Origin of the sequence: uncultured Fibrella sp. (genome assembly GCF_964250085.1) — a bacterium.
In the GTDB taxonomy this organism is placed as follows: domain Bacteria; phylum Bacteroidota; class Bacteroidia; order Cytophagales; family Spirosomataceae; genus Fibrella.
On the sequence record NZ_CAXUEC010000003.1, the window covers coordinates 810,207 to 830,633 of the forward strand.

The 20,427-nt window shown below is 54.4% G+C and carries 15 protein-coding genes; 6 read left to right on the forward strand and 9 right to left on the reverse strand.

Annotated features, from left to right (window positions below; all coding sequences use genetic code 11):
• Positions 1–36: 36 nt before the first annotated feature.
• From ACFE8Q_RS13030 to ACFE8Q_RS13045, 4 genes are all read left to right on the forward strand, one after another.
• A complete protein-coding gene (locus ACFE8Q_RS13030; protein ID WP_375445827.1) occupies positions 37–3,468 on the forward strand; it encodes a HEAT repeat domain-containing protein in 3,432 nt (1,143 codons plus the stop codon).
• Positions 3,469–3,708: 240 nt separating this feature from the next.
• Positions 3,709–6,054, forward strand: coding sequence for a metallophosphoesterase (locus tag ACFE8Q_RS13035; protein WP_375445828.1), 2,346 nt, complete (start codon positions 3,709–3,711; stop codon positions 6,052–6,054).
• 74 nt (positions 6,055–6,128) lie between these two features.
• Positions 6,129–7,052, forward strand: coding sequence for an EamA family transporter (locus ACFE8Q_RS13040; RefSeq protein WP_375445829.1), 924 nt, complete (start codon positions 6,129–6,131; stop codon positions 7,050–7,052).
• A gap of 104 nt (positions 7,053–7,156) precedes the next feature.
• Positions 7,157–7,771, forward strand: a complete 615-nt coding sequence (locus ACFE8Q_RS13045) for a helix-turn-helix domain-containing protein (RefSeq protein ID WP_375445830.1) — start codon at positions 7,157–7,159, stop codon at positions 7,769–7,771.
• A gap of 40 nt (positions 7,772–7,811) precedes the next feature.
• Here the strand turns inward: ACFE8Q_RS13045 and ACFE8Q_RS13050 are convergent, their stop codons facing one another.
• Entirely contained in the window at positions 7,812–8,426 is a 615-nt protein-coding gene (locus tag ACFE8Q_RS13050; RefSeq protein ID WP_375445831.1) for a deoxynucleoside kinase, read from the reverse strand.
• Between the two features lie 138 nt (positions 8,427–8,564).
• On the opposite strand from ACFE8Q_RS13050, the gene ACFE8Q_RS13055 reads away from it, so the two are divergent.
• Positions 8,565–9,497 (forward strand): sugar phosphate isomerase/epimerase family protein, encoded by a 933-nt coding sequence (locus ACFE8Q_RS13055; protein WP_375445832.1) that lies wholly within the window; start codon positions 8,565–8,567, stop codon positions 9,495–9,497.
• 2 nt (positions 9,498–9,499) lie between these two features.
• On the opposite strand, the gene ACFE8Q_RS13060 is transcribed toward ACFE8Q_RS13055, so the two are convergent.
• From ACFE8Q_RS13060 to ACFE8Q_RS13095, 8 genes are all read right to left on the reverse strand, one after another.
• Positions 9,500–12,805 (reverse strand): carboxypeptidase-like regulatory domain-containing protein, encoded by a 3,306-nt coding sequence (locus ACFE8Q_RS13060; protein WP_375445833.1) that lies wholly within the window; start codon positions 12,803–12,805, stop codon positions 9,500–9,502.
• Positions 12,806–12,954: 149 nt separating this feature from the next.
• Positions 12,955–13,611, reverse strand: coding sequence for a GIN domain-containing protein (locus ACFE8Q_RS13065; RefSeq protein ID WP_375445834.1), 657 nt, complete (start codon positions 13,609–13,611; stop codon positions 12,955–12,957).
• 132 nt (positions 13,612–13,743) lie between these two features.
• Positions 13,744–14,841, reverse strand: coding sequence for a helix-turn-helix domain-containing protein (locus ACFE8Q_RS13070; RefSeq protein WP_375445835.1), 1,098 nt, complete (start codon positions 14,839–14,841; stop codon positions 13,744–13,746).
• 74 nt (positions 14,842–14,915) lie between these two features.
• Positions 14,916–16,127 carry a VWA domain-containing protein gene (locus ACFE8Q_RS13075; RefSeq protein WP_375445836.1) on the reverse strand — a complete coding sequence of 404 codons (1,212 nt, stop codon included), beginning with the start codon at positions 16,125–16,127 and terminating at the stop codon, positions 14,916–14,918.
• Positions 16,128–16,190: 63 nt separating this feature from the next.
• Positions 16,191–17,036 carry an AAA family ATPase gene (locus tag ACFE8Q_RS13080; protein WP_375445837.1) on the reverse strand — a complete coding sequence of 282 codons (846 nt, stop codon included), beginning with the start codon at positions 17,034–17,036 and terminating at the stop codon, positions 16,191–16,193.
• Positions 17,037–17,159: 123 nt separating this feature from the next.
• Positions 17,160–17,723, reverse strand: coding sequence for a hypothetical protein (locus ACFE8Q_RS13085; protein WP_375445838.1), 564 nt, complete (start codon positions 17,721–17,723; stop codon positions 17,160–17,162).
• A gap of 27 nt (positions 17,724–17,750) precedes the next feature.
• The gene (locus ACFE8Q_RS13090) at positions 17,751–18,959 is read right to left on the reverse strand and encodes a M28 family metallopeptidase (RefSeq protein WP_375445839.1); all 1,209 of its coding nucleotides are present in this window, start codon (positions 18,957–18,959) and stop codon (positions 17,751–17,753) included.
• 21 nt (positions 18,960–18,980) lie between these two features.
• Entirely contained in the window at positions 18,981–19,352 is a 372-nt protein-coding gene (locus ACFE8Q_RS13095; RefSeq protein WP_375445840.1) for a winged helix-turn-helix transcriptional regulator, read from the reverse strand.
• Between the two features lie 192 nt (positions 19,353–19,544).
• On the opposite strand from ACFE8Q_RS13095, the gene ACFE8Q_RS13100 reads away from it, so the two are divergent.
• Positions 19,545–20,315, forward strand: a complete 771-nt coding sequence (locus ACFE8Q_RS13100) for a type 1 glutamine amidotransferase domain-containing protein (RefSeq protein WP_375445841.1) — start codon at positions 19,545–19,547, stop codon at positions 20,313–20,315.
• Positions 20,316–20,427: the final 112 nt, after the last annotated feature.

Below are 20,427 nucleotides of genomic sequence, written 5' to 3' on the forward strand. Positions count from 1 at the left end.
CAGAACCGTAATTCTATTCAGACACATGGCTGCTCAATGCTTCGAATGAAATCACTAAAAACACCCCTGCTCTGGCTGGCTTTTCTGGCCATTGCCGTTGTCTCCTGCATTAAAATGGCACCCGGCGGAGGTTCGTCCAAAGCGGCGAAGTCCACGGCGCAGATTATCCGGGAAGATCCAGTGAATGGCCTCGCCAATGCAAAAGCCGTTCGCGAAAAGACCGCGCTCAAAGTGGCCGATGGCCTTCAGGTATCGCTATGGGCGTCGGATTCGCTGGCTCCCGACCCGGTTTCGATGTCGATCGACGATAAAGGCCGTGTGTACCTGAACCGGACAAACCGGCAGAAAAACTCAGAATTCGATATTCGCGGCCACCGAGACTGGATGACCGAATCAATTGGTTTGCAAACGGTGGAAGACCGTAGGGCTTTTCTGCACAAGACGTTTGATCCCGCCAAAAGCAAGGAAAACGAATGGCTGAAAGATCTGAATGAAGACGGTAGCCACGACTGGCGCGATCTGGCTGTTGAAAAAGACGAAGTATGGCGGCTGGAAGACACCAATGGCGACGGACTGGCCGACGTGTCGATGCGCGTTTTGAACGACTTCTTCGACGAGGTTTCGGACGTAGCTGGCGGCATTCTGGTTCGGGCTAAAGACGCCTTTGTGACCATAGCCCCCGATGTATGGCGATTACAAGACACTAACAACGACGGCGTATATGATCAGAAAACGTCAATCAGTCACGGCTACGGTGTTCATATCGGTTTCGGCGGTCATGGCATGTCGAACCCGATCGAAGGACCCGACGGCAAGATCTACTGGAATATCGGCGACATCGGCGCTAACATTACTACCGCCGAGGGTACCAATTTCAAGCGATCGAATGAGGGCATCATCGCCCGGTCGAACCCCGACGGAACTCACTTTGAAATCTTTGCCGGGGGCCTGCGCAATACCCACGAGTTTGTTTTTGATGAATACGGCAACCTGATCAGTTCCGATAACGACGGCGACCACCCCGGCGAAAGCGAGCGGCTGGTACACGTGGTCGAAGGCTCGGATGCGGGCTGGCGGTCGAACTGGCAGTATGGTAAATACACCGACCCAAAAAACAACCTGTACAAAGTCTGGATGGACGAGAAGCTGTTCAAGCCCCGCTGGGAAGGTCAGGCGGCCTACATCATTCCGCCAATCATGAACTACCACAACGGTCCAACCGGTATGGTCTACAACCCCGGAACCGCGTTGGGGTCGGCCTGGAAGAACAAGTTCTTTCTGGTTGAATTCGTAGGCAATCCGGCTCGTTCGCCCATCTGGTCGTTTGGCCTGAAGCCAAAAGGAGCGTCGTTTGTGCTCGATGGTGAGCAAAATATCCTGTCGGGCCTGCTGCCAACGGGCATTCGTTTCGGCCCTGACGGTGCGCTCTATGTGGCCGACTGGATCAACGGCTGGGATACCAAAAACTACGGCCGGGTCTGGAAACTGGATGTTACCGCCGATAAAAATGACCTGAGCGGGCTACGCACCGAGACCAAACGCCTGATGCAGCTAACGTACCCGGACCAGACGGTCGACGTGCTGTATAACCTGTTGAGCAATCCCGACATGCGTATCCGCCAGAAAGCGCAGTTCGAACTGGCCAGTCGCGGAGCCAGCGGTGCCGCTCAACTTAATAAAGCTATCATGCAGACCGACAACCAGTTGGCCCGGATTCACGGCATCTGGGGACTGGGACAACTGGCCAGGCAGAACAAAACGTATGGCAAGCCATTGGTAGCGTTACTGACCGACAAAGACCCGGAAATTGTGGCGCAGGCTGCCAAAGTGATTGGCGATGAAATGCTATCGGAGGCTGGGCCTACGCTCGTTCCCCTACTGGCGAGTCAGCACCCGCGCGTGAAATTTTTCAGTGCGCAGGCCCTGGGACGCATTAAAGATCAGAAGGCTGTTGAGCCGCTGCTGGCGATGATCAAGGCCAACAACGACGAAGACGTTTATCTGCGTCATGCGGCAGTGCTGGCCCTGTCGCGTATTGGGCAGGTTGAGCCGATTGCTGCCCTGGCGAAAAGCCCCGACAAATCGCTTAGGTTGGCTGGGGTCTTAATAATGCGTCGCATGAAAAACGACAAAGTAGCCCTATTCCTGAAAGACAGCGACGAGTACATCGTGACCGAAGCCGCCCGTGCCATCAACGATGACGAGTCGATCCCGTCGGCCCTGCCTGCGCTGGCAGGTACGTTGGGCGACAAACGATTTACGTCGGAACCACTCCTTCGCCGGGCCATCAACGCCTGTTTACGGGTGGGTGGCAACGACCAGATCAACCAGCTCGTTGCGTTTGCCAAACGAACGGATGTCGACAAAACACTACGGGCCGAAGCACTGGCAACGCTGGGTACGTGGGCAAATCCATCGGTACTGGATCGGGTAGATGGTCGCTACCGGGGTACGCTGCAACATAGTTTGGCTACGATACAAACTGCCGTTCAACCCGCTATCAACGACTTATTGCAGGATTCGGAGCCGGTTGTTCTGGTGGCGGCTGCTCAAATGGCCAGCAACCTGGGCATCACAAGTGCCACGGATAAACTGGCTAAGCTTCAACAGGAAAGCAATTCGCCCGAGGTGCGGGGAGCCATGCTGACAGCCTTGAACAAGCTGAACTATGGGGGAATGGAATCAGCCTTGAAGCTGGGTATGAGTGACTCGGACCCGGACGTTCGCACGGTAGCCCTGGGCCTGATGCGTGGTCAGAACCTATCGGCGGCGGCCCTTTCCGATATGTCGAAGGTGATTTTTGAGAAAGGCACCGAAAAAGAACAGCAGCAGCTCATTCAGGTGCTGGGTGCTATGCCGGTGGCGAAAACAGAGCCGATCCTGGCCAGCCTGATCGACCGGATGGCGGCGAAAACGTTGCCGCCCAGCCTGGCGCTGGAACTGAATGAAGCCGTTGATTCGACTAAATCGGCTCCACTGATTGCCAAACTGGCGCCTTTCCGCTCGACGGGTATGACAGTGGCCGATTACCAAGATGCGCTATTCGGCGGCGATCGGCAGGCGGGTCGGCGGTACTTCATGACCAATTCAACCGGGCAGTGCGTTCGCTGCCATGCCATCGGCGGTCAGGGCGGTGAAGTTGGACCACCGTTGACCAACATCGGGAATGTGCTCACCCGCGACCAATTGTTGCAGGCCCTGATCGAACCAAGCGCCCGCCTGTCGCCCGGTTACGGAACGGTGATGCTGACCCTGGCAGACGGTCAGACCGTCAGTGGCATTCTGATGCAGGAATCGGACAGTGAACTGGTACTGAAAACGACTGAAGCTGAGCCGTTAAAAGTGGCTGTATCGCGCGTTAAAAAACGGGAAAACATGCCGTCGAGCATGCCGCCGATGGGGTATCTCTTATCCAAGCGCGAGATTAGAGACGTAGTTGAGTTCTTGGCTAATTTAAAAAGTCGGTAAAAGAAAGTCTGCTGCCTTCCGTTGCGCCGCTACAGACCGTCTGGTTACCTAGCAGCGCAACGGAAGGCAGAGGATTGAGCAGCTTCTGGCATGGTCTTTGTAAAGCTAGTTATTACCCATAAATAATCAGCCGTAAAGACGGCCTCACAGTACACACAATACTTGGTAAGCCCGCCGACTCTCGTTAGCGGGCTTATTTGTTTGCCCCTACCTTTGTGCATAGCCCAACTTCCTCAGCGCATGTACTATCCCCTACGTTTCACGATCCTTCTGAGCCTCTGCCTCACCGCCTTGCCCAGTCTGGCGCAGACAATCATACGGGGGCCCTACCTTCAGCGGGTCACACCCACGAGCGTGGTGGTGCGCTGGCGTACCGACCAGCCAACCAACAGCCGGGTACGTTATGGAACGGGTCTGAGCCAACAAATTTCAGACCTCCAGTCGACTACAGAGCATACGGTCACGCTGACCGGACTGCAACCGTCAACGCAATACCCCTACGTGGTGGGTACGTCGACGGCCGATCTCTCGCCGGTCGATAATTCGTTCTACGTCAAAACCGCACCCGCTTTTGGGTCAAATGATCCGGTTCGGCTCTGGGTACTGGGCGATTTCGGGACGGGTTCTGACCGGCAGAAGCAGGGTTTCGACGCCTTCAAAGCGGCTTCGCAAAACCGGCGGCCCGATCTGTGGCTTTGGCTGGGCGATAATGCTTACTCGTTTGGTAATGATGATGAGTACCAGAAATGGGTCTTCGATTACTACCCCGACTACCTGCGTAACCTACCGTTCTATTCTACCCCCGGCAATCACGATTACCACGACGATAACAACGATTATAATGTTCCCTACTACGCCCTGACCACACACCCGAAACAGGGGGAGGCAGGCGGAACTCCTTCAGGCTCGGCATCCTACTATTCAGTTGATTACGGGTCTGTCCATATTGTTTCAATGGATTCGTTTGGTAACGAAGCGGGCAAATACCGCATCTGGGACACCACCGGCACGCAGATTCAATGGCTTAAGCGCGATCTGGCGGCGAATAAACGCCCCTGGACGATCATCATGTTTCACCATCCGCCTTACACGCAGGGGTCACGCAACGCGGATACCGAGCAGGATCTGATTCTGAACCGTGAACGACTGACGCCTATTTTCGAACGATACAACGTCGATCTGGTGGTGAGCGGCCACAGCCATGTCTACGAACGAACCTACCAGATACGTGGTCACCGGGGCTTGTCTACAACCTTCGACAAGAGATTATACGCCGTTGATACCACGACAGGGCGTTATGATGGTTCAGCCAATTCGTGCCCGATCGTGCAGAAGAACGGTAGCCTTGTTTATATCGTCAACGGATCGGGCGGAGCCAACACGGGCCGATCACCTAATTATCCGCACAAGGCGATGGTCTACAGTTATACCGACGAAGGGGGGTCGATGCTGATCGACGCGTCTGAGAACCGACTCGATGCGCAATGGGTCGCGCCAAGCGGCGTTCTCGACCGGTTTACCATGCTGAAAAATGTAAATCGCCGCCAGAGCTATACCCTGAATTACGCCGATACGCTGACTCTAACGGCATCATGGCCGGGAAACGCCATTGCCGGTAATGGGCAAGCCGCTCGCTACGTCTGGTCGAATGGGCAGGCCTTACCACAAACGAGTCGCACGATAAAGACGGTGAATCAGTCAGGTACGTTCCGGGTGACGGATGGCCTGGGTTGCATCACCGACGAATACACGGTGACCGTAGCACCACGTCCGAAATTGACGGTCAATGCGCTGGCTGCTACCGCTTACTGTCCGGGAACGGCTGTGTCAGTGGCGGTTACGCCCGAGAACGCCCCGCTTGCAGCCAATTGGACGTACACGATTCAACTATCCGATGCGACGGGTAACTTCACCTCGCCCCGCACGGTAGGAACAGGTACGTTGTCGGCGCTGGTAGCCAGTCTCCCGGCCGATCTGAGTCCGGGAACAGGGTATCGTCTCCGGGTCGTTCCCCGCGAGGTTACTTACACAGACGTGGTTGTCGGCCCTGCCTTCAGCATCAAATCGAAACCCACAGCGTCGGTAACCGGCTCAGTAACGGCACTGGCTGGTCAGCCGGTATCTGTCACGATTAGTTTGACGGGGAATGCACCCTGGCAGTTGACATTCTCAAACGGAACGTCGCTAACGGCCACCACGCAGCCTGCCGCTGTTTCCATTCCGGCGTTACCGGTTGGCGTAACCCGGCTGACAAACGTGTCGAATGAATGTGGAGCCGGAACTGTACTGATGTCCGGTGAATTAACGGGCCTCCTGCCAACGGCCGTTGAGCCCGATTTCGACCGGATTCGCATTTATCCCAACCCTACATCGGGTCAGGTTTGGGTTGATTTTCTAAAAACGGAAACCGGAGCCATTGATTTACAGGTATTCGATAGCCGGGGTAGCCAGGTGTTCGGGCGGCAGCTTAACGGCGGCACCACGCCTTCCCGAGTGGCCGTACCGCTCGATCAGGCGGGGCTGTATTTAATTCAAGTACGTATCGGCGAAGACCTGTTCATCAAAAAAGTACTACGCCAACCCTAATCATCTTTCGGTTCAACTGCCTATTCTGCGCTGATTTGGCACTATTCCGCGTGAAGGTGCATTAGTAAAGTACTATGGCAATTTCTATTGACTCGGCACCGGCCACCGTTACCAGTGGCACTCGCCTCTGGGCATCGCTGGCCGCCGTTTATATTTTATGGGGCTCAACGTACCTGTTCATTCACTTTATGACCGAGCAGATGCCCCCGCTCTACATGGCGTCGATGCGGTATATTGTAGCGGGCAGCATTCTCTACGCCTACGCCCGGTTCACGGGTACTGAACGGCCAACACCCACCCACTGGAAATCGACATCGATCATTGGTTTTTTTCTGCTCACCGTTGCCAACGGCGCGCTCACAATGGCCTTGCAATATATTCCCTCGGGCGTTGGTGCGCTGCTGGGGGGCCTGCTCCCTATCTTTCTGCTCCTGCTCAACTGGGTGTCATTCGGTCAGGTACGTCCCAAAAACCTGTCGCTGATTGGCGTGGTGATTGGTTTCACCGGCATCTACCTGCTCATAAAACCCGACCGGATGATCGGCACAGGAGGGGCCGACGCCAACCTGATCGGTACAGCACTGGTCGCCGTTGGTAATTTGTCGTGGGCCATAGGTACGTTGCTGACACCCAGATTACGCCAGCCTAACCAGACGTTGGCGAGCGGGATGCAGATGTTGATGGGCGGCATTTTTCTGCTGACTATCAGCCTAATAACAGAACCAGTCAGCGTAGTAAGCATTATAAATGCACCACCAAAGGCACTTGGCTCAATGCTGTATCTGGTTGTTTTTGGCAGCATCATCGGCTTCTCGGCCTACGCCTGGCTAGCCCGGCATGCCCCTCCCGCCCTACTGGCTACCTACGCTTTTGTCAATCCGATCATTGCCGTTCTGTTGGGGGTCACCTTTGCAGGAGAAGTGTTCTCGGCTCGTTCGCTGATCGGTGCCGGCGTGGCGCTTGTCGGTGTTACGCTGATGACGCTTGGCAGGCGATAATTGATATAGTGGTCATTGGTTGTCATTAAGTGGTCATTTACAGTCAATAATTGCGTTTATACTTTAAATGACTACGTAGTGTAATGACCATTTAATGACAATCAATGACAGTGCAGCTAAATGACCTGATTGCCAGGGGCGAAGGCACGCAACTGGAGTTTAAACGTACGCTGTCGACGCCCTACCGGATTGCCCGGACGTTAACGGCATTTTCGAATACAAGCGGGGGTACGTTGCTAATTGGCGTGGCGGATGACAGTAAAATTCTGGGCGTAGAATCCGAATATCAGGAGATGCAGACGATTGAGCGAGCTACCGATTTCCTGATCGAGCCGCCCATCACCATCAGTTACGAAACCCGGAAACAGGATGGCAAAACGGTGCTGATCCTCACCATTTCGGAAAGTGATGAGAAACCACACACGGCCCTCAATGAGCGCGGCGACCGGACCATCTACGTTCGGCAACGCGATAAATCGGTGCCAACAACCCGGTTAATGCTGGATCTGCACACCGTAGATAACCAGTTACTGCAAACGCCGATGGTGAAAAACCTGCTCGCGTTTCTCCGTAAAAATGACAGCATCACGGCCGACCGGATGGCCAAACTCGTCAATATCTCGGCCTATCGCGCCACTAAGCTCCTCCGTGAACTCACGACCCAGGGTATATTGCTGATGGTCGATAAACCCCGACCAGCGAGGTATTCATTGAAATGAGGCTCACTGGATAAGGTTCAGTGTTGAACATTAAACTTACTTACGCCTTCACCGCCAACTGTTTATCGATCAATGAGATGACGTGCAACAGGTCTGCGGGGCGGTTGGCGTAGTCGAGGTCGTTTACGTCGATGGTCAGCAGGTCGCCGGCGGAATACGTTTGGGCGAAACGTTCGTACAGTTCGTTCAGGCTCTGAAGGTAGTCGGGGTCGATGGCCTGCTCGAAGTCACGGCCGCGCTTTTTGATCTGGCCCGTCAGCTTGGGCAGGTCGGCGCGGAGGTAGATCATCAGATCGGGTGGGCGAACCAGCCCCACCATGTTATCGAACAGACTCCGATAGGTTTCATAGTCGCGGGGAATCATCTTGCCTGTATCGTAGAGGTTCTTGGCGAAGATGTAGGCGTCTTCGTAAATCGTACGGTCCTGAATAACGCTTCGACCCGACGCCCGTATTTTCTGCACCTGCTCGAAGCGGCTATTCAGGAAATAAATCTGAAGATGGAATGACCAACGGGCCATATCACCGTAAAAGTCAGCCAGATATGGGTTCCCTTCAACGGCTTCGTAGAGAACATCCCAGCCGTAATGAGTGGCTAAAAGTTGTGCCAGCGTGGTTTTTCCAGCGCCAATATTTCCGGTAATGGCAATATGCATGAATGCGGGACGATTGGTGAGTACAAGTTATGAAGCCAAAATTCCGGCTTTACGGCGGCTTTAGCAACCTAAATAAATGGCTTTCCAACGGGAAATTGATCAGGTGCGGGCCTTTAGTACATAAACCGCCTAACCACCATGCCCACTACCCGCCGCCAGTTTATACAGTCGGTCTCTCTTGGCACTGCCGCCCTGACTGCCTCCGCACCGGTATTGTCAGGAACCCGGGAGCTACAGGCTACGCCCATGCAGCTTTCGTGCAACTCCTACACCTGGGATACGTTTTACAAACGGGCTGGTAAACAATGGATGCAGGACCCCGATGCGTCCCTGCGCGACTTCGTTGCGTCTGGTTTTACGGCCTACGAACCGGGCATCAGTTCGTTGAAGCAGGTGCAGGAACTGGGGCCATTGCTAAAAAAATACAACCTGGCGATGCCTTCGCTGTACGTCAATAGTTCGCTGCACAAACGCGACGACGCCGATGCATCCATTGCCGCGGCCCTGGCCATTGCCGACGCAGCCAGGCCGATGGGTACGCGAATCGTGGTGACTAATCCGAACCCGATCAAGTGGGGATCGCCCGATAACAAAACGGATGCGGAATTGGAAGAACAGGTACGTAACCTTGACCGGCTGGGTGCCGAACTGCGAAAACGGGGTATATCGCTGGCCTACCACACGCACGCGCCCGAACACCGCGCTGCCGCCCGCGAATTTCACCATATGATGCTGGGCAGCGATCCTGACAACGTGAAGCTCTGCCTCGATGCGCATTGGGTGTATCGGGGGTCAGAAAACTCGCAGGTGGCCCTGTTCGATGTGGTCAAGCTATACGGAAAGCGAATTGTGGAACTACACGTCCGCCAGTCGCAGGGAGGCATCTGGGCCGAGACCTTCACCCCTACCGGCGACATCGATTATCCGCGTCTCGTTTCAGAACTAAAATCCATCAACGTCAGCCCATTGGTCGTACTGGAGCAATGTCTGGAAACGGGCTCGCCAAACACGATGGATGGTGTAGCCGCGCACAGGCAGGACCTCGCCGTTGCCAGAACCGTTTTTGCCTAGCCTCACTTTAACCGTTCGACCGGTACGAGTTGCACCGAGGAAATGGCCTGCCCACTGCTGGAAACGCCCTGAAGTGTCACACGAAGCATCCGGGTGGATCGGGATAGTATGATGGGAATGGATACGTCTCCGAGTTTATCGGTGGTGGCCAGCGGCTCCCAGGCCACTATATCACGAATTACTGGTTTTGCCTCCGTCGTCGCGGCAACGGTCACGAAAGCAGGTGCTGGTACGTACCCAGCTACTGTGTGGCGGCTTAACCCTTTTGCTTTGGCCGTTTCGCGGGTCACTTTCGTGTAAAGTGCAATTACGCCTCTACTGGCCTGCGTGCCGTACATGGCCGCTACGGCGCCCGTTTTCAGCACCTCAATGCGCTCGATAGTCGAGGGTGAGAAGGCGATTAACTGCGTTCCGTCGATATCATCGATCGGGAAGCCATCGATCAGGAACAGGGGATTTTGCATACCAATCGCCGGCTTGTAAATGGGTGTCGGCGGTGGCGAGCCCCGACCAGCTACCGGTGCTACGGCTGAATTCATGATCGACGAAGCGCCCGGAAAGCTCACCGAATAAGCCGTTCGGCCGCCAGTGAGAACTTCATCGACCCGAATGCCGGGCACTTTTGCCCGAATAAGCAGATACAGATTCTCGAACGGCGGCGTGTCGCGGTCCAGTATAATTGTCTGATCGACCTGGTTATGCAAGCTCCGTAGCTGAATGTCGGCCGGTCGGTCGTCGACTGGGCGGTTGGTACGCACCACCAGTTCACGGAGTTGACGAGCGTCGTTTTGCCGATACAGGGCGGGCTCGGTCAGTTGCCGTTGCCGGGCGGCCTCGATCAAGGATCGCCATTGAGCAAACAAGGGCTTGGCGTCTGGCCAGAAAGGCAGTGATCCCAACCAGGCTACCCGCTGACTAAACGAAACCGTGGCATTGATCGGCTTTCCCCGACGATTGGTTACCTGCACCAGAAGCTGAGCCGTATCGGCCAGCGCGAGCTGACTCACCTGAAAATGGCCGCTCTCATCTGTCTGCGTGGCCCGCGTGAGAACACCCTGCCGATCCGTCACCATCAGCATTACATTGACGGGCTGTTTTTCTGTGGTCGACACCCGCCCATGTAGCGTAATATCGGGCAACGGCGGTTTAGTGGCTGGGTACGTTCCCCGGCGGTTATCCAGCGAACCCAGATACGAGGGCAAATCGGCCACCAGTGAATCGGCAGGCGTCAGGTCAGCGTCGGTCACGGCCACCGATACATATGCGGAAACGGGCCGACCGGTGTCATCGTGCAGGGCCAGGATGAGCGTTTCCTGTTCCGGCTGATCCGTCGTGGTCCTCATCCGTTTCACACGGGCGGTCACCGGACTGGTACGCCCGCCAAGCCGGATCGTTCGTCGTGTCCATACCCGGCCAGTGCTGTCCATGACTGAAATCAGGGCCATGCCAGTCGGCCAGGTACGTGTCGACCAGCTCGTTGTTGTCAACGAACCGCGAGCGGGTATATAGGCGGTTTTCACCAACGTACCCCGCACTTCGATGAACACATAAGCCGTTGGTAGCCGGGCTTTCGACCGGGCATCGAGTGTGATGGTCAGATGAGTGCTGTCGAGCGAAACCGTTGTTCGGTACGGCGCGCCAATAACTTCTTCTACAAACTCATTAGCCACGCCCACAGCCGCTTTTAGGTCGGAATTGCCCCTTACCGGCTGCACATCCCCTATCGGTGTTTGGCTATTCGCCACCCACAATGGCCGCTCGAAAGCGGGTTTGCCGCGCTGCCGATCCGTTTCGGTGTAGGCGCGCAACCAGTAGGTGCCCGTCGCCAGCGTGTCGGCTAGCCGAAATGTACCGGCCGTCCGCCCCGCTTCCACCCGAAGCCATTGGTGGTAAACAAGCACATTTTTCTCCGACCACAGTTCCACATTCAGGGCCTGTCCAACCGATGCCGTGTCGCATTGCTGCGTTTGCGGATTCAGGACGTACCCACTCAGCCAAAGCCGATCGCCGGTGAGGTAGAGGGGCTTATCGATCTGCAAAAATACGGTATGTGTTGTCCCGACCGGTTGCCGTTGCCAGCGTTGCACCAGCGAATCGAGGGCGACCTCCGCTTTCAGGCGTTTTTCGGCCTGGTTACTGGCCGAATCGAGGCGGGCCGTGGCTAGTTGCGTGGCCGATGTTGAGTCTTTCTGCCAACCGTCGGGTAAAGCCGTGGCCAGACGGTCGTTGCTCAAAAACCCAACGGCTTCAAATCCACGCGGAGCCGTAATCTGTCCGGTGACGGTAAAGCCAAGCGACTGTTGAGGCAGAACCAACTCTGAAAAGGCGAATTGGGCATCCCGGTACGGTGAATGGGGCGACGGAACACGAGTATACAAAATCTCGATTGGGCTATTACTGATCAGCCATCGTTCATGCGCCAACGTACCTGGCTTTATCAGCGCCCTGACGTCGAAAGGTTTCAGATGGCGCCCCATCTCCTCGCTGAGCGTTGGTGGTGGCGTCGTCAGCAAGGGGTGAGCGGGGTCGGTGAGATAAACCAGAAAGCCCGCCTGCTCGTGGGTGCCGGCGGCCAGGGTAGCCAGTAACTGACGCACAGACCCCTGATAGGCCTGTTGCCGGTTACGTTCCCACTGCTTCATCTGTTTCGGCGATTCAGGGGTCAACTCCTTGAACAGCGTTGTGCCGCCAAAAACTATTTTACCCGTTTTAAGCTGGCTCCGAAACCCAATCAGCGTATACGTCAGCCGGTAGCCCAGCGCCTGGTTGTCAATAAGTAAGGCTTCACGGGCGGTGGCCGACAGTATGCCGCCCGATTCAGTAAACTCGAGCACTTCGGGGTTCGTAATTCTGCATTGCCGGGCAAAGGCCGACGAGCCGATCATATCCTGCTCAAAGCGCTCGACCTGCCGCAACCAGGCTTTGTCTTTCTTTGCCGTAACCACCACACCCGTTAGCAGGTTCGCCATTGGAAACAGGGCAATTTCTACCGGAGCCGGCTTAGCATCGGCGATGCGGATTGCCTGTTTAACCGCCGAGAAACCGGTATAGGAAGCTACCAGTTCATGAGCGCCATATGGCACATCGGTCAACCTGAACTGACCGTCTTCGGCCGTGGTTGTCCCCCGCGTTGTGCCGTTCAGGTAGACGCTGGCAAAAGGTAAAGGTTTCCCATCGGTCGCGTTGGTGATGCGCCCGGTGAGGGTCGTTCGCGGCACTGCCTGCGCCCATGCCATCTGGTTGATCGAACCGAGTACGAGCAACGCAACCACTAAATAGCCCAGAAAAACACGTGGTGAGGTGCCCATCACTTAAAAAGCCAACTGACTCGATTTCAAGGCAACTTAACCATTTTAGGGCTATCGCTATCGTACATCCAGGAAAATTTCCTATCACCCTGAATTGACCATCCCCTAAACGAAGAGTCGACCTACGGATAACAGAGAATAGGTACACTTTACTCTTTACTTACTGTGCTGGCGCCAGTCAGATTCTGCACCAGGGTTGGTGTACCTCTATAATACACTTTACTACCACCACTCGCCGTTACGTTCAGGTTCTGCGAAGCGGCTATACGAGCCTCGCTCCCACCCGCCAGGTTGATAACCGCATCGCTGGCAGGGAAACTATACGCATTTACAGTAGACCCTCCCGTCAAACTAGCGGTTAGCTGACCAACGCTACCAGTCAATGTCACTGTTGACCCGCCCGAGAAGGAGGCGACCAAACTTGGTTGCGTAAAACCAGTTATCGTGGCAGATACTCCGCCCGAGAAGTTGATACCAGTCAGCGAAGGCATAGTAATATCGACCATCCCGGATGGGCCGTTAGTCGCTTTGTTATCGATTTGTACCGTCAAGGTGCCATTCAGTTGACTCACTTGCAGCTTCGACTGATTAGCTGCTGTTGTTGACACACTTACCTGCCGGGTTGCGCCTTGTCGCACTGTTACGCCGAATCCGTTGGCAATTGAGATTTTATCGAAGTCGCTGAATTGAGAATAATCCTGGGCGGGTAGGAGCGTGTTATCAATGGCGTCGGTGCATCCGGCGGTACTTGCTACCAGGGCCAACAGTGAAATTGCTTTAGAAATAGAACTGAGACAGGCTGACATAACGTGATAAGTTGACTTGGGTTTTGACGACGCAAAAGTACGTCTCCCCCAAAAACTGCCCCCGCTAAAGTCGTCCTGAAACAACTGATGAAGAAGATACCAGCACTATGAACAAGATATTGGACGGTAATGTCAAGATTCTGTACGCACGCTGATGCGGTATTGGGATGGAGTTAGTCCGGTAAGCCGTTTAAACGATGCCTGGTACGTAGATTTCGCGCCGAAACCCGCCTCCTGCCCCAGCCCTTCCAGCGTAATGTGTATAAAAGCGGGATCGGCCATCAACCGTTTTACTTCATCGACCCGATATTCGTTGATCAGATCAGTAAAGCTTTTCCGGGCCTGTTGATTAATAATGCGCGACAGATAGTGTGGCGAAATAGCCAGTCGGTTAGCTACATCACCTAGCTTGAGTGTAGGTATTCGGTATAGTTTTCCGCCCTCGATTTCCCGGATCGCCTGCCGGAAAAGAACTTCCTGTGTCGACAGAGCCAGCGTATTAGCTACGAGGGCGGGTGGGTTACCCTTCAACCGATCATGAATAGCAAACGCCCTGAATCCAATGACGCATAAAAAGGTGCTACTAGCCAGCCCAAGCGGATAATATAAGACCCTGGCCTGCCACTTGACGGCAATAAATACCAAAAGGGGCATCTGAGCCAAGACATATACCAGGCACATGCCGATTAGAATCTGGTACAACCAAACTAGCTGGTACTTGTGCAGCGTTCCCCGGTCAGCGCGTTGCTCCTGCCTGATCATTCGATAGATATGGTAACTGGTGACCCCAAAAACAGGTAGCGAGATGCTGTTCAATACAGTACGCACCAACTTGGAAAAGGAGAGCACCGGTTGCCCGATGTTTCCTTCGTATAAGGCCGCACCGGCAGGCAACAGATAGGCAATTACCTCAATAACCGCCGCAGCCAACAAAAAACGACTGAACTTTTGCAGGGTCTGATGCCCAGTAAACCCCTGAACGTACCTGAAGAGGCAGTAGACCGGAACGATCATTATGTTCAAAGGCAATAACCTGAGTAAGCGCAGAAAATCGGGCGTACCCGTCCAGTATATCCACAGAAAGACATCACTGAGGGCGTGCGATGCCAACGCCCAGCCCAAAAACCGACACCACAGACGGGGTACCCGCAGGCTGTGCAATACCCCAAATACGAAACCCTGCACGCCGCCGAGCAGGATGATAAACTGAATTAGGACGTCAGTTCGCATAGGTGAATCACAAAATAGACCCCAGATCAAGCTTAGGCTGATACCGGCTATAGCATCCTTATCTGTTGGTTAGCCTACTTCGCCTCGAACGTCACTTTCGGGTTTTTCAGCGACTTCATCGCCTCGCCCAGTCCGCCGAGTGTGAGGGGAAACATGCGGTTGCCCGACCACTCGCGGATGATCGTTGTGCTGTGGGTATACTGCCAGTAGGCGGCTGGCGAGGGATTGAGCCAGACCATATGCGGATACTGTTTTTTAAATCGGTCGAGCCAGACCATGCCCGCTTCTTCATTGTAGTGTTCTACACTGCCCCGAGCCTGAGTAATTTCGTAGGGCGACATCGCCGCATCACCCACAAAAATAACCTTGTAGTCTTTGTTGTACTTATGCAGCACTTCGTACGTCTGCAACCGCTCCCGTCGGCGTGAATTGTCTTTCCAGAGCGTTTCGTACACGCAGTTATGGAAATACAGAAATTCGAGATGCTTGAACTGATACCGGGCCGCTGAAAATAGCTGATTACACAGGTCGATATGCTCGTCCATCGAGCCACCGACATCGAACAAAATCAGTACTTTAACCCGGTTCTGCCTCGTTGGATGCAGCTTAATATCCAGATAGCCGCCATTACGGCTGGTTTCGGCGATGGTTTCGTCCAGATCAAGCTCATCGGCGGCTCCTTCGCGGGTGAGTATCCGAAGGCGGCGCATGGCCATTTTCATGTTCCGGGTGTTCAGTTCAACGCCATCGTCGAGGTTTTTGTACGCCCGGCTCTCCCATACTTTTATCGCCCGACGATTGCCTTCTCCAGCCACGGATTTGTCCAGCTTGAACCCTTCCGGAGCGTAGCCTTTTATACCAAACGGCGACGTTCCTCCCGTTCCAATCCACTTGTTGCCCCCATCATGGCGTTCATTTTGCTCGTTGAGTAGTTCACGAAACCGTTCGTAAAGGGCATCAAGTCCACCAGCAGCTTCCAGGGCGTCCTTTTCCTCGTCACTCAAGTTTAACTCCATTGCATCGCGAAGCCAATTGGGAGGCACTACAGGGAGGCTTTCGGTGGTGGCAGGCGATGCCAACTGACCTGACACCCATTCACCAAACAGCCGGTCGAACAGATCGAGATGCTGTTCATGCTTAACCAGGGTCGTTTTGCTCAGGTAATAAAAGTCATCGACCGTTACACCGCCTGCATCGGACCGTAACGCATCAAGCAGCGTCAGGTACTCGGGCAGCGTAACTGGCATTGCGTGCTGGCGTAACAGGAGAAAGAAAGAGAGAAACATGGTCAGTTGACAATTATCAATGAACAATTATCAGTAACAAGCCAGACAACTTCCGATCATTGTTCATTGTCCGTAGCTTCTTCCTTTCGTGCGTAGGGCGGTCAGGAGGTCGGCATCCTGTTCATTTTTGAGTAGCGCGCCTACATACGGGGGCACTTCACGCAGGTTTTCCAGGTCGGTCAGGTCGTCGTGGGTGACACCGGCAGCCATAAGGAGGCGAATCCAATCGATGAGTTCGCTGGTCGACGGCCTCTTTTTCAACGCTTTAACCTCCCGTATGCCGTAAAAAACCGACAGCGCTTTCGCCATCAGTTCGCCGGGCAAGTTGGGGAAGTGAACATCAACGATGGTCTGCATCGTTTCGCGGTCGGGAAAGCGGATATAGTGGAAAAAACACCGACGCAGAAACGCATCGGGCAGTTCCTTCTCGTTGTTTGATGTGATGATTACCACAGGCCGGTGTTTGGCCGAAATGGTTTGCCGCAGTTCGTAGCAATAAAACTCCATGCGATCGATCTCCTGCAGCAGGTCGTTCGGAAATTCGATATCCGCCTTGTCGATCTCGTCGATCAGCAATACCGACGATTCATCGGTGTCGAACGCTTCCCAGAGCTTTCCTTTTTTGATGTAGGCCGAGATGTCACCTACCTCCCGGTCGCCCATCTGCGAATCCCGCAGGCGCGAAACGGCATCGTATTCGTATAGCCCCTGCTGCGCGGATGTAGTTGATTTCACATGCCAGGTAAACAAGGGTTTATTCAGGGCGCGGGCAATCTCGAACGCCAGCAGCGTTTTACCGGTCCCCGGTTCGCCTTTGATCAGCAGTGGCTTCTGCAATTGAATGGCGGCATTGACCGCTACGCTCAACTCGCGCGTGGCCACATACGATTCGGTCCCCTGGAAGGTCATACACAATGATCAGTTATCAATGATCAATTAACAGCTATCAATGGGTAGTGATCAATTGCTTTGCCTAACCAACCTGTATCGGATAAGCAAAGTCACTGATAACTGCCAATTGATCATTGTCGATTACTCCTCGTCTACCTCGTCGCTGGTGAACGAGTAGAGCGTTGTGTCAAGTTTCAGGGTTCCAGCGTTGAACTGGGTGATGAAATTCTCAACCACTTCATCGTTGATCTCTTCCACATTGAGGCACACGTCGATACCAATTCCGTACTCGAAGTCGTGTTCCAGTTCAACATGTTCCTGCACTTTTACAGCCTCGGTCTCTTCCAGTTCTTCGATCAGTTCGGTCAGCAGCTCTTCAATTTCTTCGTCTTTAGCCACGTCGATCGAGTAGCCGGGCTGCCGTTCTTCGGGCGGTACGTATTCGGGGTGGGTCTTCCGAATCTGAGCGACGGCTGTTTCATAAACGGTGCTGCTGTGATGCAAACGGAGGGTATACACCAATCCGTCATAGATCACATCTTCACCGAAATCTTTCCCAACAAACTGAATATGAGCACACTCGCCCGATTCCAGTACGTCAAGATCTTCGTCTTCCACGTATATAAATGAGCGACCCGTTTCGCGGCACTCCTCCCGAAGCCCCTCAATTTCTTCGGGGGCATATCCTTCATTTCTGTAATTCATGACTGAGCAACTTTCGTTTGTTGCAAGTTAGTTAAACTGTTTATACCAATGCTTCACTACTGCTTCTGCCAGATCGACCGCCGCGTACATCGGTTGCTCATCAACCAGTTCAGGTACGTCCTCGGGCCGATGAATGCGCGGCATCGTTCCGTCGGTATCCAGGGCGCACAGGGCCAAAACAGGCAGACCCGCCCGCACAAACCAGACGCTATCGAAATCGGCCGTGTGCCACCGGCCAGACTGCGCACGCGGCGAAAAAGCAGGCTGGTCGATCAACTGGCGGGCCAGATCAGTCAAGGCATTTGTATAGCGAATAACCTCGACAGTACCGGTTTGTTCGATTACGGTGAGCTTGCCTGCTCCGAGAGTATCAAAATTAATGACGATCGTTTTTCTCCCACCATCGGGCCAGTTGGCGCGGTTTTTTTTCAGATACGCCAACGAACCAAGCATGCCCACTTCCTCCGCCGACGGCAATACCACCTCGACCAACGTACCTGGCAGCGCCCCGGCCTGAGTGGCCCGTTGCAGCCGGTCGGCCGTTTCAATAGCTGCCACAACGCCCGTGGCATTGTCGCTGGCTCCGTTGGTATAGCCTTTGGTCAGGTAGCCAATCGTGCCCAATACAGCTTGCACAACCAGATACAGGGCAACCGCACACAGGCTCCAGAACACGATCGACGATGTACCACCGAACGTGTAAACGACCGACAGGATAACGCCCAGCGCCATGACACAAAGCGACACAATGAGCGACGCCCGGAAAGTTTTCTGTTGCTTCGGGCTGTAAAGCACCGAAACGGGAGCTGTATCGTAGTGGGCCATCAGAATGACATGCAGCCGGATAGACTCGCCGGGTACGTTATTGGGGGGAGCCCACGTACCCAGCACATTAACGGCCCGGTGCTGACCGGGAAAGCGGGTAACCAATGCCTCACGCCAGTTAAAATACAGCCAGGCCTGGCTCAGGGCAAAGCCACTCAGGAACAGACCCAGTTGCCCGACCAGAAACCCACCACTCAGGGCCAGGCCAATTCCCGCCAGCATCAGACCGATGATCCAGTATACCACCGTGGCGTAGGTTTGCGGGGTGCTGAATGCGTCGAGCCGTACGGCCGCACCCCGGCTTCGCAGGTGCTCGGCCAGTAACCGGGCAGCTTCGCGTTCGTTAGGTGTGGCCGAGCCCCGGTGAGGTAATCGGCAAAGTTCGTTGAGTAAAAAATGGGGGGATGGCATCGTTGCGCTGGTCCGTTCGTATCAAGGTTCTGTTTTTCGGAAAACTGTTTCCGGATCTATTCCCGCTTCGCGCATCAGGTCCATGCCGTATTGCCGAATGGTGTCAATGACGGGAATGGCCCGCATGCCTTTCTCGGTCAGGGCGTATTCTACTTTGGGCGGCACAACCGGGTAAACCGTCCGGGAAACGAAGCCCAGTTCTTCAAGCTCCCGCAGTTGAGAGGTCAGCATTTTGTGCGAAATATGGGGCAGGTGTTTTTTCAATTCACTGTACCGCATAATCCGCTTGCTAAGCCGCCAGAGAATTGGCGTTTTCCAGGTGCCGCCGATGTGGTGCATGGCATAATCCACCGGATTATAATAGACCCGGCCGTTGTCCAGAAAATCAGGCATAGTTACTGTTTGCTAAGAGCCCCACAAGTTACGATACGCTGTATCAAGTCGATAAATAGTTCATAATCAGACGCTCTCTGAAAGGAGAGTATCACACGAAAAAGTGTATTTAATGGCAAAAGTAGGTGTACCGTTGATATTTGTGCTACACCCCGGTGAAAATCATCGGGTTCACTAACGTACCCAACGGTCATGAGCCTTAAAGACCCAAACAGCGTCAATAGTAAACGTCCCAAGCGCGTTGCCATCGTTATTGCCAATCCGGCTACCTCAACAACGACTGGCTGGCCCGTTGGCTTCTGGTGGAGCGAACTGGCCCACCCATACCATGCCTTTGCGGAAAAAGGCTATCAGGTGACCATTTTTAGTCCCGATGGCGGTCAATGCAAAGCCGACGCTATGAGCGACCCAAACGACCCAAGTGGTTATTCATCGGGCGACCTCATTTCGCAGGGATTTATTCATACCGAAAGCTTGCGGGCGCTGGTCGACAACACAAAGCCGGTTTCCGCCCTGAACGTGGCAGATTACGATGCACTCGTTGTGGCCGGTGGACAAGCCCCGATGTTCTCGTTTGAAAATGCCACTGACCTACAGAGAAAGTTTGTGGCGTTTTACGAAAGTGGCAAGGTAACCTCGGCCCTTTGCCACGGCACGGCGATTCTTCGGTACGCCAAACTATCGACGGGCGAATACCTGGTTAGCGGTAAAACGGTGACAGGATTTGCCAACGTCGAAGAAGATTTCGCCGACAATGCGGTTTGGGAGTATGGTATATTGCCCCGTGGCCAACACCTGATGCCCTGGCGGATCGAAGACGAACTCAAGGAATTGGGGGCCAACTACGTGCAGGCCGGGCTATGGCGGGGCTTTGCCATCCGCGATGGTAACCTGATCACCGGCCAGCAGAATTTCAGCGGTGCCGAAACGGCCAGCGTGATCATCGAAGCATTGGGCGAATAATAAGCGAGTCTCGCCGCATCTACGATAACGACCCGCTCACCAATTAACAGCGTGCCTCTTGACAGTCGTAAAGTAAGGAGTCCTGAGTATGGGAAGTCATTGCTCACTAGCA